Origin of the sequence: Knoellia pratensis, from assembly GCF_042666395.1 — a bacterium.
Lineage (GTDB): Bacteria > Actinomycetota > Actinomycetes > Actinomycetales > Dermatophilaceae > Knoellia > Knoellia pratensis.
The window spans coordinates 225673-239964 of sequence record NZ_JBHTDJ010000002.1 but is presented as its reverse complement, the minus strand read 5'-3'; the positions used below and the strand labels follow the sequence as shown (position 1 = coordinate 239964).

The 14292-nt window shown below is 69.2% G+C and carries 14 protein-coding genes; 7 read left to right on the top strand and 7 right to left on the bottom strand.

The genetic code is table 11. From position 1 onward, the window contains the following. The first annotated feature begins 123 nt into the window (after window positions 1-123). The 3 genes from ACFQRE_RS08235 to ACFQRE_RS08225 are packed head-to-tail and all read left to right on the top strand — an operon-like array spanning window position 124 to window position 1490. The gene (locus ACFQRE_RS08235) at window positions 124-435 is read left to right on the top strand and encodes a hypothetical protein (protein ID WP_380120982.1); all 312 of its coding nucleotides are present in this window, start codon (window positions 124-126) and stop codon (window positions 433-435) included. Further along, on the top strand, window positions 432-956 hold the full coding sequence (locus ACFQRE_RS08230) for a hypothetical protein (protein ID WP_380120980.1): 525 nt from the start codon (window positions 432-434) through the stop codon (window positions 954-956). The genes ACFQRE_RS08235 and ACFQRE_RS08230 overlap by 4 nt, the downstream gene beginning before the upstream one ends. 45 nt (window positions 957-1001) lie before the next feature. After that, complete coding sequence (locus tag ACFQRE_RS08225) at window positions 1002-1490, top strand: DUF2505 domain-containing protein (protein ID WP_380120977.1); 489 nt, start codon at window positions 1002-1004, stop codon at window positions 1488-1490. A gap of 89 nt (window positions 1491-1579) precedes the next feature. Here the strand turns inward: ACFQRE_RS08225 and pruA are convergent, their stop codons facing one another. The 5 genes from pruA to ACFQRE_RS08200 form a co-directional block, all read right to left on the bottom strand. Further along, a complete protein-coding gene (pruA, locus tag ACFQRE_RS08220) occupies window positions 1580-3208 on the bottom strand; it encodes an L-glutamate gamma-semialdehyde dehydrogenase (protein WP_380120975.1) in 1629 nt (542 codons plus the stop codon). A 131-nt stretch (window positions 3209-3339) separates the two neighbouring features. Beyond that, window positions 3340-3756, bottom strand: coding sequence for a DUF6912 family protein (locus tag ACFQRE_RS08215; RefSeq protein WP_380120973.1), 417 nt, complete (start codon window positions 3754-3756; stop codon window positions 3340-3342). A gap of 11 nt (window positions 3757-3767) precedes the next feature. Continuing rightward, complete coding sequence (locus ACFQRE_RS08210; RefSeq protein WP_380120970.1) at window positions 3768-5198, bottom strand: WS/DGAT/MGAT family O-acyltransferase; 1431 nt, start codon at window positions 5196-5198, stop codon at window positions 3768-3770. A 44-nt stretch (window positions 5199-5242) separates the two neighbouring features. Beyond that, window positions 5243-6706, bottom strand: a complete 1464-nt coding sequence (locus ACFQRE_RS08205; RefSeq protein ID WP_380120968.1) for an AAA family ATPase — start codon at window positions 6704-6706, stop codon at window positions 5243-5245. Then, window positions 6703-7380, bottom strand: a complete 678-nt coding sequence (locus ACFQRE_RS08200; protein ID WP_380120966.1) for a hypothetical protein — start codon at window positions 7378-7380, stop codon at window positions 6703-6705. The genes ACFQRE_RS08205 and ACFQRE_RS08200 overlap by 4 nt, the downstream gene beginning before the upstream one ends. A gap of 222 nt (window positions 7381-7602) precedes the next feature. Here ACFQRE_RS08200 and ACFQRE_RS08195 point away from each other — a divergent pair, with 222 nt between their 5' ends. Further along, a complete protein-coding gene (locus ACFQRE_RS08195; RefSeq protein ID WP_380120964.1) occupies window positions 7603-7815 on the top strand; it encodes a helix-turn-helix domain-containing protein in 213 nt (70 codons plus the stop codon). Window positions 7816-7861: 46 nt separating this feature from the next. Here ACFQRE_RS08195 and ACFQRE_RS08190 read toward each other — a convergent pair whose 3' ends face one another. Next, window positions 7862-8404: a hypothetical protein gene (locus tag ACFQRE_RS08190; protein WP_380120962.1), complete on the bottom strand. Its 543-nt coding sequence runs from the start codon at window positions 8402-8404 to the stop codon at window positions 7862-7864. Between the two features lie 72 nt (window positions 8405-8476). Here ACFQRE_RS08190 and ACFQRE_RS08185 point away from each other — a divergent pair, with 72 nt between their 5' ends. Together ACFQRE_RS08185 and ACFQRE_RS08180 are read left to right on the top strand one after the other, a co-directional pair. Next, entirely contained in the window at window positions 8477-9349 is an 873-nt protein-coding gene (locus ACFQRE_RS08185; protein ID WP_380120960.1) for a LysM peptidoglycan-binding domain-containing protein, read from the top strand. Beyond that, window positions 9346-9891 carry an Rv3235 family protein gene (locus tag ACFQRE_RS08180; RefSeq protein ID WP_380120958.1) on the top strand — a complete coding sequence of 182 codons (546 nt, stop codon included), beginning with the start codon at window positions 9346-9348 and terminating at the stop codon, window positions 9889-9891. Before ACFQRE_RS08185 ends, ACFQRE_RS08180 begins: the two co-directional genes overlap by 4 nt. Before the next feature lie 120 nt (window positions 9892-10011). Here ACFQRE_RS08180 and secA read toward each other — a convergent pair whose 3' ends face one another. Continuing rightward, window positions 10012-12894 carry a preprotein translocase subunit SecA gene (secA, locus tag ACFQRE_RS08175; protein ID WP_380120957.1) on the bottom strand — a complete coding sequence of 961 codons (2883 nt, stop codon included), beginning with the start codon at window positions 12892-12894 and terminating at the stop codon, window positions 10012-10014. A 181-nt stretch (window positions 12895-13075) separates the two neighbouring features. Here secA and ACFQRE_RS08170 point away from each other — a divergent pair, with 181 nt between their 5' ends. After that, window positions 13076-14194 (top strand): GNAT family N-acetyltransferase, encoded by a 1119-nt coding sequence (locus ACFQRE_RS08170; RefSeq protein WP_380120956.1) that lies wholly within the window; start codon window positions 13076-13078, stop codon window positions 14192-14194. The last annotated feature ends 98 nt before the right edge of the window (window positions 14195-14292 follow it).

Sequence of the window (14292 nt, the reverse complement as noted above, 5' to 3'; positions counted from 1 at the left end):
AGTTGCGGCGTCGCCGAAGGCCTCGGCGGGACACGTCGCTGTGTCCGACAACGAGACTACTCACCCTCGGGTGGCTGTGGATGAGGGGCCGGGCGCGTGACTCCTGAGCACTAGAGTGACGAGGTGACCAGGCCCGTCGACACCCCTGCACTCACCGAGGTGAGGGCGGTTCTCGAGGGCCTGTCCGGGACCCTGGGGAGCGTCGAGGATGACCTCCTGGCCTGCCTCGTCGTCATGGGTGAGCCCGACCCGCAACGCGCCGTCGACGCGTGGGTCGACCAGGTTGTCGACCTCCTGCGCGCGGTCGACGAGGTCACCGGTCAGCACCTCTCGACGCTGTCGCGGGTCTCGACCCGGCTCGGCGAAAGCGACACCTTCGAGGACCTGACCTCGGTCGAGCAGGGCGACGCCATCCTGCCGGTGGAGCACCCATGAGGAGCCACCTTCCCGGCGACCCGGGCTCCCTCGCGGCGGCCGGCACGGCCGCCCGCCGGGCAGCACGCGAACTGGCCGGCGCCAGCGAAGGCGGCAGGACGGCATACTCCGCTCTCAAGGACGCATGGGGCACGTCGACGTCCGTGCGCCTACGGAAGGAGGGGCAGCGTTCGATGGCGGCCCTCACCGAGGGCGGACGGCAGGCCGACGTGGTCGGCGCTGCACTTCAGACGTATGCCGCGGAGCTGAGTGAGCTTCAGGCTCGCGCTCGTCGGCTGGTCGACGCCGCAGACACGGCCGGGCTCGTCATCAAGGACGGTCAGGTCGAGCTGGCGTGGGGCGTCACCGGGGAGGCCGACCTCGAGGCAACCCGCGACACCGCGGCGCTCGTGAGCACGTTGCAGACCGAGCTCGACGGACTCACCGCCCAGCACCGGCGTCGTCGGGATCGGCTCCTGGCGCAGGTCCTCGCGTCGACACGCGAACTCTGCGAGATGGCGAGCAACCTGCGCCTCGGGTGAGTTCCCCCAGTGAGAGGATCAGTTCCCGCCACGTGAGGAGTTGCAGTGAAGTTCATCCATCGAGCCGAGTACCCCGCCACCGCTGACGAGGTCTGGGCAGTCATGAGCACCCAGGAATTCCAGAACGCGAAGTGTGAGGCGACCACGACCGGCGACTGGTCCTCCACGGTGTCCACGAGGGGCGACCAGACGAGGTTTGTCAGCGAACGCGTGCTCCCGACCGATGACCTGCCCGACATCGCCAAGACCTTTGTCGGCCCGACTCTGACGATCGCCGAGGTCCAGGTGTGGGGACCCCCTGCCGCCGACGGTTCGCGGACGGGCGACCTGCAGGTGCAGATCAAGGGCGCTCCGATGACGCTCAAGGGGAAGGTTCGCCTGTCCCCCAACGGTTCTGGCAGCGTTCAGGAGATTGATGGGGAGGTCAGGGTGAGCGTCCCCCTCATCGGCGGCAGGCTCGAGAAGGCCGCCTCGGACCCGCTGATGTTCGCGGCCAGGACCGAGACGGACCTGCTCCGCGACCGCGTCAGCTGACTCGACTTCGTGCCCCAAAAAGACACGTTCCGTCGGCCGAAGGCCTCCGTCACCGTGTCCGTCTGGGGCACGAAGTCGCAGGTGGTGCGTCAGCCCATGTGCGGGTAGGTGTGGTTCTTCGGCGGCACGAACGTCTCCTTGATGGAGCGCGGGCTCGTCCAGCGCAGGAGGTTCTGCGCCGAGCCGGCCTTGTCGTTGGTGCCGGACGCGCGCCCGCCACCGAACGGCTGCTGGCCGACGACAGCGCCCGTGGGCTTGTCGTTGACGTAGAAGTTGCCAGCTGCGAAGCGCAGTCGGTGCGACGCCTTGGCGACGGCGGCGCGGTCCTGGGCGATGATCGAGCCGGTCAGGGCGTAGGCAGAGGCCGAGTCGATGATGTCCATGACCTTGTCGAACTGCCGGTCCGGGTAGACGTGGACGGACAGCAGCGGGCCGAAGTACTCGGTCGTGAAGATCTCGTCGTGCGGGTCCTCGCCGACCATGATCGTCGGGCGCACGAAATAGCCCTCGGAGTCGTCGTAGGTCCCGCCCGCGACGATGTCGATGCCGCTCGTCGCCCTGGCCCGGTCGATCGCTGCCTTGTGCTTGGCGAACGCGCGGTCGTCGATGACGGCGCCCATGAAGTTGGACAGGTCGGTGACGTCGCCGACGGTGAGGCTCTCGGTGAGCTCGACCAGATCCTTTTTGATGACCTTCCAGACGCTGCGCGGGATGAACGCCCGTGACGCGGCGGAGCACTTCTGGCCCTGGTACTCGAAGGCGCCGCGGATCATGGCGGTGCGCACGACATCGGGGTCGGCGCTCGGGTGGGCGAGGATGAAGTCCTTGCCACCGGTCTCACCGACGATCCGCGGGTAGTGGCGGTAGGTCGTGAGGTTGGAACCGATCTCCTGCCACAGCTGCTGGAAGACGCGGGTCGAGCCGGTGAAGTGCAGGCCGGCGAACTCCGGATCCTTGAGGACGACGTCCGAGACCTCCGTGCCGTGACCGGTCACGAGGTTGATGACGCCCGGGGGCATCCCGGCCTCCTCGAGGATCTCGAGGACGAACTGGGCCGCGAGCGCCTGCGTGTGCGACGCCTTCCACACGACCGTGTTGCCCATGAGCGCCGGTGCCGTCGGGAGGTTGCCAGCGATGGCGGTGAAGTTGAACGGCGTGATCGCGTAGACGAAGCCCTCGAGCGACCGGTAGTCAGTGCGGTTCCAGATGCCGGGCGCGTTGGCCGGCGGCTGCTCCTCGAGGATCTGCCGAGCGAAGTGGACGTTGTAGCGCCAGAAGTCGATGAGCTCGCACGAGGCGTCGATCTCTGCCTGGTATGCCGTCTTGCTCTGTCCCAGCATTGTCGCGGCGTTGACCTTGGCGCGCCAGGGACCGGCGAGGAGGTCAGCGGCCTTGAGCAGGATCGAGGCGCGGTCGTCGAAGGACATGTCGCGCCACTCGGGGGCTGCGGCCTGGGCTGCGTCGACGGCTGCGCGCGCGTCGGCCTTCGTGGCGTCGCGGATCGTGCCGAGGACCTTTTTGTGGGCGTGGGGCTGGACCACGTTGATCTTCTTGCCGTTGCCCTCGACGCGCTTGCCGCCGATGGTGTGCGGGAGGTCCCACGTGGTGCTGCCGACCTCGGCGAGCGCGATCTCGAGCGCGGCACGCTCGGGGCTGCCGGGCGCGTAGTCGCGAACCGGTTCGTTGATCGGGGCGGGGACCTGGGTCACAGAGTCCATCGGTGGCTTCCTCGATTCCATGGGGTGATGGGGGGCATCCCATGGTCGCACTACCCGCTTGCGTCTGCGGATGGGGTCGCTCTAGCCACCACATCCGCAGACGTTGTGAGGAAGCCGAGGTCCTGGAGCGGCTAGTCGCCGAGGAGGGCGACGACGTCGTCGAGTTCGGTGACGTCGTACCAGAGCAGATCCGAGATCTCGCCGCCCGGTTCCTCGTCGATGTGGAAGGACGCGATCCGCGGCAGGGCAACGACCGAGTCGAGCTCCACGGCGCTCCCGTCATCGGCCGTGCGTTGCACCACGGCCGCGTCGACATCGGCCGACGCTATGACCCGCCGGCCACCGGTCGTGGCACGGCCGGCGGCGTCGGCAGCGGCGGCCGACCACGCGGCATACTCGCGTTCCTCGTCGTCGTTGCCGATGCCGGGACGGGTGCTGGCCGGGAGCGCGGAGTGCCCGGCGACGGGGGCGGGTCCGACCTCACCGACCTCGCGCAGGGTCGCGAGCGCGGCGGGGTCGAGCGGGAGGTAGACGCGAACGAGCGGCACGGAAAGTCCTTTCAACGGGCTCGGGAGCGCGGGGCCTCGAGCAGCTCCTGGAGGGCGTCGACGATCGACTGACCGAGGACGTCGACATCGGGCAGCGCGTCGCGGTCGGCATAGAGCCCGTAGTAGACACCACCGTCATAGGACGTGAGGCCGATCGACAGTGCCTTGGACTGGCTGAGCGGCATGACCGGATAGGTCGAGGCCATCTGGGCGCCGGCGACGAAGAGTGGGCGCTGCGGGCCGGGGACGTTGGTGACGGCGACGTTGTAGAGACGACGCGACACGGCACCGCCCAGGCGTGCGGCGAGGGTGTGCATCGTCGGCGGCGCGAAGCCACCGAGCCCGGAGAGGGTTTCGGCCCCGACGGCGCGACCGGCTTCCATCTGCTGGCGCATGGCGAAGGCGATCTGGTGCAGTCGCATCGAGGCACCCGGCTCCCCCACCGGCAGGTCCACGAAGCAGGCCGTGAGCTGACGACCGGCCGACAGCTCGGCGTCGTCACTCTGGACACTCACCGGCACCATCGCGCGCACGGTCGTCCCGCCGTGAACGCCCTCACCGCGCGCCATGAGCCACGTCCGGAAGGCGCCGGTGACAGTGGCCAGGATGACGTCGTTGATGGAGACGTCGTCGGCGAACGCGCCCTTGGTGAGGCGGGTCCGGATCTTCTTGTAGTCCTCGAGATCGGTGCCGACCATGACGTAGCGGCGGGCCCTGCCGACCTTGGCGTTGAGGGGTGACGTGGGCGCCGGGCTCGTCGAGGCGCGCGCCAGGGTCGAGGCCAGCTCACCGGCCGCTCCGAGCAGGCGGCCAGCCGTGGCCTTGACGTCGGTGATGCCGGACTGCACCGTCTCGACGACCTGGCTGGGGGTGCGCACGGAGTCGGCCAGGGCACTCACGACGAGCTCGGTGTGGGTCGGCTCGCGGCTGGGACGCCAGGTGTCGGCGACGCTCTCGGCGCTCGGCGACTGGGAGTCCTCGAGGATGAGGTGGGCGATGTCGACGGCGTGGACACCGTCGACCAGGGCCTGGTGGGTCTTGGTGATGATCGCGAAACGGTCCTGCGCCAGACCCTCGACGAGGTAGACCTCCCACAGGGGGCGGCTGCGGTCGAGCGGGCGCGGTTGGATGCGGGCGATGAGCTCCTCGAGCTGCTCGTCTCCACCCGGGCTGGGGAGGGCAGAACGGCGCACGTGATAGGTCACGTCGAAGCGCTCGTCGTCGATCCACACTGGGTTGGCGATGCGTCCTGGCACGAACCGAACCCGCTGCCGGTAGCGCGGGATGTAGGCGATGCGGCGCTCGATGATGCCGACGAGCCGGTCGTAGTCGAAGCCCTCGGTCGGCGCGTCGAAGACCATGACCGAACCGGTGTGCATCGGCGTGGTCGGCTCCTCGAGGGCGAGGAAGCTGCTGTCGAGAGTGCTCAGGCGGTCGGACACGGCCCCCATGCTCGCAGATCGAACCGTCCCACCATGTCGGACCGTCATCCCGATCGACGTGATCCTCGTCCGAACCGGGACCGGGATCGGGCCCGACCGACCCTCGTCTCTCCCACGGCGACGGCATCGGGGCGCACGGCGTCGGCGATCCGGGCGACGGCCCGGGTCACGGGTGCGGCTGGTGCGGACTCGACGAGGCTGCGTCCGGCGAGCAGCGCGGCGTCGCACTCGTCGGGCGCCCACGGCACGAAGATCGGCGACTCGAGCCCGGCGAACCGGCCGAGGACGTCGGCGATCGCCTTCTCGGGCCTGGTGCCGGTGGCCGACGCGCGGACCTTGTTGACGACGATGATCGGCTCGGGCGAGGGCACGACCCCGACGTCCTGGACGGCGCGCACGAGGCGCTGAAGGCCGATGGGGTCGGCACCTCCGACGACGATGAGGCTGTCGCTGACCTCGAGGGCGGTGAGCGTCGTTGCGTTGCGTCGCGGCGCTGCCGTGTCGTAGCTCAGCTCCTCGTCGTCCTCGATGGAGAACCCGCAGTCGACGACGACGTGGTCGACGAGGCCGCGCGACTTCTCGAGGACGTCCTCGACTGCCGCGGCGCGCAACTCGGGCCACCTCTCGGGCTTGGGTATGCCGGTGAGCACCCGGAGCCCTGAACTCACCTCGGGTGCCACGCGGGACAGCGAGGCCTTGTCGAGCGTCCCCTGCTCGGACGCGCGAGCCGCCGCTGCCACCCCCGGAGCCTCGTCGATGAGAGCCAGGGCCTGCGCGACGCTGGCGCCCCAGGTGTCGAGGTCGACGAGCAGGGTCCGCAGGCCGCGGGCTGCGAGATCGGCCGCGAGAGTGACGGCGATCGTCGTGCGTCCGGGGGCGCCTGCAGGTCCCCACACCGCGGTGATGCGCGCACGGCCCAACCCGCCAGAGCCTGCGCCATCGGCCAAGTTGACTGCGCTGCCGTCAGCTGGGTCCACGCTCCACGCGGCCTCGCCGCCGGACGTCGAGGCTCGGTCGCCATCGGTGAACGTGGTCGAAATCGCCGGGGCCGTGGGGGCCGGGGCGGACGGATCCTCCAGCCACCGTGCGAGTTTGGCGTCAGTGACCGTGGACGCGCCGTGGGAGGTGGGAGCCGAAGCGGCCGGACGGCCGGCACCCTCGCTCAGCTCGACGACGATGCGGGCGAGTTCGTCCGGATCGGCGCCAGGCCGAATGAGGGTGTTGACGCCCAGCTGTCGCAGTCGGGCCTCGCCGGCCTCGTCACCGGCGGCGACGAAGGCCGCGACACGGACGCCGTGACCGGCGAGATGGCGCAGCGCATCACGGTCGAGCCCGCGGAAGTCAGCGGACACGATGGCGACGTCCCCGATGCCCGAGGCACCGGTCGACAGGAGCTCGGGAACGTCGGCGCACCGGCGCACGACACTCACTCCGACTGCGGCCTCGACGGCGGTGACGAGTTCCTGTTCGTGGTGGTGCGTGACCCCCGTGATGACAGCGGTCGTCATGACGACTTGGGCGCCACCGCGCCCGGCACCGCCACGAGGGTGATCTTGGCGCCGAGGTCGACGTCACCCACCAGGGTCTGCACCTTGTCCTTGGGCACCATCACCTGGACGGGTCGGGTGTCCCCTGAACCGCCCATGACGTTGTCGTCCTGCGACAGGCCCACGACGGTGACGCCTTCGAGGGCGAGGTTGGGGCCCGCGAAGTCCGCTGACCCCACCGAACCCTTGGCCGGAGCCGCCGGTCGATTGACATAGACGTCGACGACCGACCCGGCCTGCAGCGTCGACGCCGAGGTCGCATCGACCTGCAGGGTGACGGGCTGGGCAGTGGCCTTGTCGCGCGGCCCGACGGCACTCAGCGGGATGAGCTCGCCGGCGCGGACCTCTCGCAGGACGAAGAACTGCGCAGGGAGTCCTCCCTCGGCGCTGAGGTAGTCGCTTCCGGCGTCACCGAGCTGCGCGTCGACCCGGATGACGTCCTCCGAGGTGAGCGGCTGGCCGGCCATCAGGCCGGCCTTCGCGGCATACATCGGAACACGGTCGTCGGCGCGACTCATGGCGTAGGCGCCGATGGCCGTGGAGGCGAGGACGAGCAGCAACCCGATGAGGAGACGGCTGTCGCGCCACGACGGCTTGCGCAGCCGTTGGGCAGTGGGATGGGGCAGGTCACTCATCGGGTGTGCTCCGTGTCGTGAGTACTCGGCGGCCGGACATGGTCGAGGGATCGCCGCACCCGTCCCCCGGAGAAATTGTCACCCACAACGACCGGTTGCGCGCGGGGAGACCGGCTCCCTGTGGACAACTTCGCGCAGTCGGCGCCGCTGTGGACAAGTCCGGCGGGGCGACCGGCCTGTCGTGGCAGACTGTGCGTCGCAGACGACGAGAGGAGCCAGCCCGTGGCCAAGCGGTTCATCCCGCTCACCGAGGTGTCCGAGATTCTCGACATCTCCTCGGCGCAGGCCTACGCGCTCGTGCGTTCCGGAGAGCTTCCCGCCATCAAGGTCGGCGGCCGCGGACAGTGGCGCGTCGAGACGACAGCGCTCGAGGACTACATCCAGCGGATGTACTCCCAGACGGCCGACTTCGTCCGCACCCAGGGCGAGGCCTGAGTCCTCCCGCCCGAATCCTCACGTCGCAGTTCTCGGCCCGCGCGGGTCAGCGAGCCTCGACGAGGACGACCGCCCAGAACGGCACGGTCTGACGGCCACGCAGGTTCTCGGGTCGGCGGCTGTCGCCGATCGCGTGCTCGGCGAGGTCGAGTGAGTCGGCCCCGACGACGTCGATCGTGCCAGTGAGCACCTGCCCGCTCGTGTCCGTCAGGGCCACAGCCGCGCGATCGCGCGAGAGCCCCCGCAGGGCATAGCCCAACGCAAACCGCCGGGCGGTGCGGGCCGACGAGGCGCGCACCGGAAGGCCAGCCACTCCTGCGACGGCGCGCAGGGGGATGACCGCCTGCCGTGCGTTCTCGAGCTGCACGAGCAGCCAGTCCTCGCCGAGATCGAGCAGTTCCCCGCTCACCTGCGCCCCTGACATCAGACGCAGCCGGAGCACCGAGCCAACTGCTGCCGCCAGTCGCGAGCCCAACTCGACGGTGGCTCGCTCGCGGCGGGTCCGATCCGCGACCTCGGAGTCCCGATCGCGTCGTTCCTCGGCGCCGAGCTGTGCCTCGAGGTCGTCAAAGAGCTGGTCCCACCGCATGGTCGGAGCGTATGTCCCTGCTGCACCGACTTCCTGTTGCATCCACAAGCGACATGAAATATCGTCATTCCTATGCAAACAGCACCAAACGACACCAAACGACATGAAAGTGGCCCATCCACGCATGTCGTGGTGCGCGTCATCGCTGTCGCCGCGGCCTCCCTCGTGGTCGGCTCGACCGCCGCGTGGATCCTCGCCATGGCCTGGGTCACGGCCCGGGCCAACGTCACCGCACCCGGACCCGCGTCGGCGGACGAGCTGCTCGCCCTGACGGCCGCCACCCTCGCCCTGTCCATCGCCGCCTGGCTCGTCCTCGGGACGGTCCTCGAGGTCCTCGCCCACGTGCCCGGTCGCGTCGGACGTGCCGCCCAGGTGTGGGCCGATCGCCTGACGCCCGCCCTCGCCCGACGGGTTGCGGCTTTCATCCTCGGAGTGGGGGTTGGTGTCGCTGGCGGACCGTCCCAGGCCGTCGCCAACCCGCGGCCCTCGACCACGGCCGCTTCCGTGGCCGACCCGGGCTTCGTGCCCTCCCCGTCGGCCGCCGACGTGTCCGTACCCGACCCGGGATTCGCGCCTGCCCCGCTCAGTCCCGGCTTCTCCCCCACGCCCACCGTCCCCGCCACCCCCGAATTCACACCGGAGCCCGCGGCGCCCGGCTTCACGCCCACCGCCCCGCGCGTGCGCCCACAGGCCGACCCGGGTCTCCTGGGCAGCCGCCTGGCCCCGAGCACCGACCGCGAGGTCGTCGTCCACCGTGGCGACACGCTCTGGTCGATCGCGGCGCGCCACCTCGGACCGCAGGCGTCCGACGCCGAGATCGCTCGCGAGTGGCCGCGCTGGTTCGACCTCAACCGTGGCCTCATCGGCGAGGACCCCGACCTCATCCTCCCCGGCCAGATCCTGCGCGTCCCCGGCGCCGACCAGACAGAGAGTGTGCACCGATGAGCCCCACGACCACCTCCCACCTGCGGTCCGTCAAGGTCCACTCGCCCGTGACGACGCGCCCGCCGGCCATCCCCTTGGCCGAAGCACTGCGGAGGTCGGGCGACGAACTCGGCCACCCGGCATACATCCAGGATTCCTTGGCCGTGGACCTCGCCCACGCGAGCGACGAGCAGATCTTCGGGCCGCAGAGCACGTCCCGGTCCGATCTCCCCGATCCCGAGCCGTGGGCGGGTCAGATCGCTCAGGCCATCGTCGAGGTCATGTCGGGTCTGCGACCCGCGCCGCAGGTCGTCCGATGGACGACACCACAGGTGTATGCCGTGATCGCCCGTCGCGGTGCCCTCGCCGCTCGGCGACGCGCAGCCAGGTCACGTGCCGTCACCCAGCGCGCGGTGGTGCGCTCGGTGCACGTGTGCGAGCCCGCCGATGGTGTCGCCGAGTGCAGCGTCGTCGTCAGCGAGGGCGTGCGGGTGCGCGCGATGGCGCTGCGCCTCGCAGGTCAGGACGGGCGTTGGCGCGTCGAAGCCCTCCAGATCGGCTGAGCAAGCACCACCCGCACCAGCCAGTCGACTTCGTGCCCGAAACGGACACGCTCCGTCGGCCGAAGGCCTCCGTCAGCGTGTCCGTTTCGGGCACGAAGTCGAGAATGGGGTGAAGGCTGGTCAGGCGGTCTTTCCGTGGCACATCTTGAACTTCTTGCCGGAGCCACAGGGGCACGACGCGTTCTTGGGCGTGTTCGCCAGCTGGTCCGCGGTCAGGGCACCATCACTGCTGCCATGACCCGAGTTGCCGTTGCTGCCCGCGCGTGACGCGACGTCGCGCTCCTCGACCTCACCGGTCTCGGACGGTGCCGTGTAGTGCAACTGCGCGGGCTGGCGGGGACGCTCGACACCGATGCCGGCGACCTCGACGTGTGGCTGGTGGTCCGGTTCCTGGGTTCCGTCGGAGCCAGCGAGTCCACCGAACATGTCGGACACGTGCTGCGGTGCCGCAGCGACCTCGGGGGCCGGCTGGTCCACCTGGACGTCGACATGGAAGAGCAGCCCGACGGCCTCTTCCTTGACCGACTCGTTCATGGCCTCCCAGAGCTGGAAGCCCTCGCGCTGGTACTCGACGAGCGGGTCGCGCTGCGCCATCGCCCGAAGGCCGATGCCCTCCTGGAGGTAGTCCATCTCGTAGAGGTGCTCGCGCCACTTGCGGTCCAGGACCGAGAGCATGACCCGACGCTCGACCTCACGCATGACCTCGCTGCCGAGGAGCTCCTCGCGCTGGTCGTAGGCGTGGTGGGCGTCGGACAGCAGTTCTTCCTTGAGGGACTCGTTGCGCAGACCCGAGCGGCCTCCGGCAGCCTCGACGACCTGCTCCTGGGTGAGGGAGATCGGGTAGAGCGCCTTGGTGGCGGTCCACAGCCGGTCGAGGTCCCAGTCCTCGGCGAAGCCCGCAGCGGTCTCGGAGTCGACGTAGCCACCGACGACGTCGTTGACGAAGTAGCGCATCTGCTCGTGCAGGTCCTCGCCCTCGAGGACGCGGCGACGCTCGTCGTAGATGACGGTGCGCTGGCGGTTGAGGACGTCGTCGTACTTGAGGACGTTCTTGCGGATCTCGAAGTTCTGCGCCTCGACCTGGCTCTGGGCCGATGCGATGGAGCGCGACACCATCTTGGACTCGATGGGGGTGTCGTCCTCCATGCCGGCGGTGCTCATGACCCGCTCGACCATGCCGGAGTTGAACAGCCGCATGAGGTGGTCCTGGAGGGACAGGTAGAAGCGGGACTCGCCCGGGTCACCCTGACGGCCGGAACGACCACGCAGCTGGTTGTCGATGCGGCGCGACTCGTGGCGCTCGGTGCCCAGGACGTAGAGGCCACCAGTCCCGGCGACCTCCTCGTGCTCGGCCTTGACCTTCGCCTCGGCGGCTTCGAGGGCGGCGTCCCAGGCAGCTTCGTACTCGTCCGGGGTCTCGACGGGGTCGAGGCCCTTGTCCTTGAGGGCAGCGACCGCCATGAACTCGGGGTTGCCACCGAGCATGATGTCGGTGCCTCGACCGGCCATGTTGGTGGCGACGGTGACGGCGCCCTTGCGCCCGGCGTCGGCGACGATCGCGGCCTCGCGCTCGTGGTGCTTGGCGTTGAGTACCTCGTGCTTGATGCCGCGGCGACGCAGCTGCTCCGAGAGGAGTTCGCTCTTCTCGACGCTCACGGTGCCGACGAGGACGGGCTGGCCCTGTTCGTGGCGCTCGGCGATGTCGTCGACGACCGCGGCATACTTCGCCTCTTCGGTGCGGTAGACGAGGTCGGCCTGGTCCTTTCGGACCATGGGGCGGTTGGTGCGGATCGGGACGACACCGAGCTTGTAGATCGAGTTGAGCTCGGCGGCCTCGGTCATGGCCGTACCCGTCATGCCCGAGAGCTTGTCGTACATGCGGAAGTAGTTCTGGAGCGTGATCGTGGCGAGAGTCTGGTTCTCGTTCTGGATCGTCACGCCCTCCTTGGCCTCGATGGCCTGGTGCATGCCCTCGTTGTAGCGGCGGCCCTTGAGGATGCGACCGGTGTGCTCGTCGACGATCAGGACCTCGCCGTCCATGACGACGTAGTCCTTGTCGCGGGTGAAGAGCTCCTTGGCCTTGATCGCGTTGTTGAGGTAGCCGATGAGCGGGGTGTTCGAGGACTCGTAGAGGTTCTCGATGCCGAGGTAGTCCTCGATCTTCTCGATGCCGGGCTCGAGCACACCGACGGTCTTCTTCTTCTCGTCGACCTCGTAGTCGCCACGGCTCGGAGTGCCACGCATCTGGTCGGCACCTTCGCCGCGCTCGAGGTGCTGGACGGCCTTGGCGAACTCGCCGTACCACTTCGTCGGCTGGTCGGCCGGACCGGAGATGATGAGCGGCGTGCGGGCCTCGTCGATGAGGATCGAGTCGACCTCGTCGACGATCGCGAAGTTGTGGCCGCGCTGGACGAGCTCGTCGGTCGACCACGCCATGTTGTCGCGCAGGTAGTCGAAGCCGAACTCGTTGTTGGTGCCGTAGGTGATGTCCTTGGCGTACTCGGCGCGGCGCTGGTCGGGCGTCATGTTGGCCAGGATGCAGCCGGTCTCCAGGCCGAGGGCGCGGTGGACGCGGCCCATGAGCTCGGCCTGGTACTCGGCCAGGTAGTCGTTGACCGTGATGACGTGCACGCCCTTGCCCTCGATGGCGTTGAGGTAGGAGGGCAGGGTCGCGACGAGGGTCTTGCCCTCACCGGTCTTCATCTCGGCGACGTTGCCCATGTGCAGGGCGGCGCCACCCATGAGCTGCACGTCGAAGTGCCGCTTGCCGAGGGTGCGCTTGCCCGCTTCACGGACCGCGGCGAACGCCTCGGGAAGGATGTCGTCGAGGGTCTCGCCGTCGGCCAGGCGAGAACGGAACTCGTCGGTCATGCCGCGCAGCTCGTCGTCGCTCATCGCGACGAAGTCCTCTTCGATCGCGTTGATCTGGCCGGCGACGTTCTCGAGCTTCTTGACGATCCGGCCTTCACCGGCGCGCAGCAGCTTCTCGACGATCTTCACCACGGGTAGGACTCCTCGTTCATGAAATGTGTCACTCGGCTGTCCCTCTGGCACTCCACGAGACCTGCCAAGGGTAGTCGAGCCGTGCGGCCGGGCAGCACCTGATAGGGCGCTCATCGGTCTCCAACGAGGGGGTCGGGTAATTCGGTTCCGGGCTCGCGGCCTTCCGTGATGACATTCGGGTATGCCGTTCCCAGACTCCGTCCCGATCCTCACCGATGGTGTGGTGCGCCTTCGCGCCCACAGCGAGCACGACGTCGACCGCATCGTCGAGCAGTGCACCGACCCCGAGAGCGTGCGGTGGACCCAGGTCCCGCGCGGCTACACGGCTGACATGGGTCGTGAGTGGATCGGAGACATCGCGAAGGGCTGGGACGAGGGCGGCGACCAGGTCTGGGCCATCGAAGAGAGCACTGCGGGGGACGGCAACGGTTTGTTCCTCGGATCGATCGACTTGCGACCGCGGGCGGCGGGCCGTGCCGAGATCGGCTACGGGCTGCACCCCGAGGGCCGTGGACGCGGACTCATGGCTCGGGCGCTCAAGCTCGTCTGCCAGTACTGGTTCGACGGCGGCGGCAAGCGCATCGACTGGTACGCCGAGCGTGGCAACTTCGCCTCGTGGGGCCCGGCACGCGCCGCCGGCTTCGAGTTCCTCACGACCCTCCCCGAGCATGTCGCCCATGGCGAGGGCGGGCTCGTCGACTCCTGGTTCGGCAGCCTGGGGCGCGACGACGCGATGGAGCCACGCGCCGCGTGGATCACTCCCCCGGTCCTCGAAGCCGATGGGATCCGGCTGCGCCCGTGGCGCGACAGCGACGGCAAGTACGCCGAGGCCCCCAACCACCCCTCGCACTGGGTCCCGGCCGGGGCCATCCCGACCGCCGAGACGTGGGACGACTGGTTCGTCCGCCGACGCCTCGTCATGGCCCGCGGGCTGAGCTTCAACTGGTGCATCGCCGACGCAGAGACCGACGCGGCACTCGGCGAGGCACTCGTGTTCGTCCACAGCGGAGCGATCCTCGACAGTGACACGGCCGAGCTCGGCTACTACCTCTATCCGAGCGCTCGAGGGCGGGGCGCGGCCAAGACCGCTGCCCGTCTCGCGGTCCAGCACGCCTTCGCCAGCAAGGACGAGGGCGGAGTGGGGCTGCGACGCCTTGTCGCCGAGACCGCTGCCGACAACGCAGCCAGCAACGCGGTCCTCGAGTCGGCCGGTTTCACCAAGTGGGGCCACGAGGCCGCCGCCCAGGCGCCGGACGGTTCAGTAGGCCCGGCCGACCACTGGGAACTCCTCAACAACTAGCGACTTCGTGCCCCGCCCGGACAAGACCAAACCCGACTTCGTGCCCCACACGGACAACGAGCGCCAGCGAGTTGTCCGTGTGGGGCACGAAGTCGAAA

Coding starts and splice junctions, on each gene's coding strand:
- ACFQRE_RS08180 (WP_380120958.1), top strand. CDS start 9,346: ATGAGCCCCACGACCACCTCCCACCTGCGGTCCGTCAAGGTCCACTCG.
- pruA (WP_380120975.1), bottom strand. CDS start 3,208: ATGGACTCTGTGACCCAGGTCCCCGCCCCGATCAACGAACCGGTTCGC.
- ACFQRE_RS08190 (WP_380120962.1), bottom strand. CDS start 8,404: ATGCGGTGGGACCAGCTCTTTGACGACCTCGAGGCACAGCTCGGCGCC.
- ACFQRE_RS08200 (WP_380120966.1), bottom strand. CDS start 7,380: ATGAGTGACCTGCCCCATCCCACTGCCCAACGGCTGCGCAAGCCGTCG.
- ACFQRE_RS08230 (WP_380120980.1), top strand. CDS start 432: ATGAGGAGCCACCTTCCCGGCGACCCGGGCTCCCTCGCGGCGGCCGGC.
- ACFQRE_RS08170 (WP_380120956.1), top strand. CDS start 13,076: ATGCCGTTCCCAGACTCCGTCCCGATCCTCACCGATGGTGTGGTGCGC.
- ACFQRE_RS08185 (WP_380120960.1), top strand. CDS start 8,477: ATGCAAACAGCACCAAACGACACCAAACGACATGAAAGTGGCCCATCC.
- ACFQRE_RS08205 (WP_380120968.1), bottom strand. CDS start 6,706: ATGACGACCGCTGTCATCACGGGGGTCACGCACCACCACGAACAGGAA.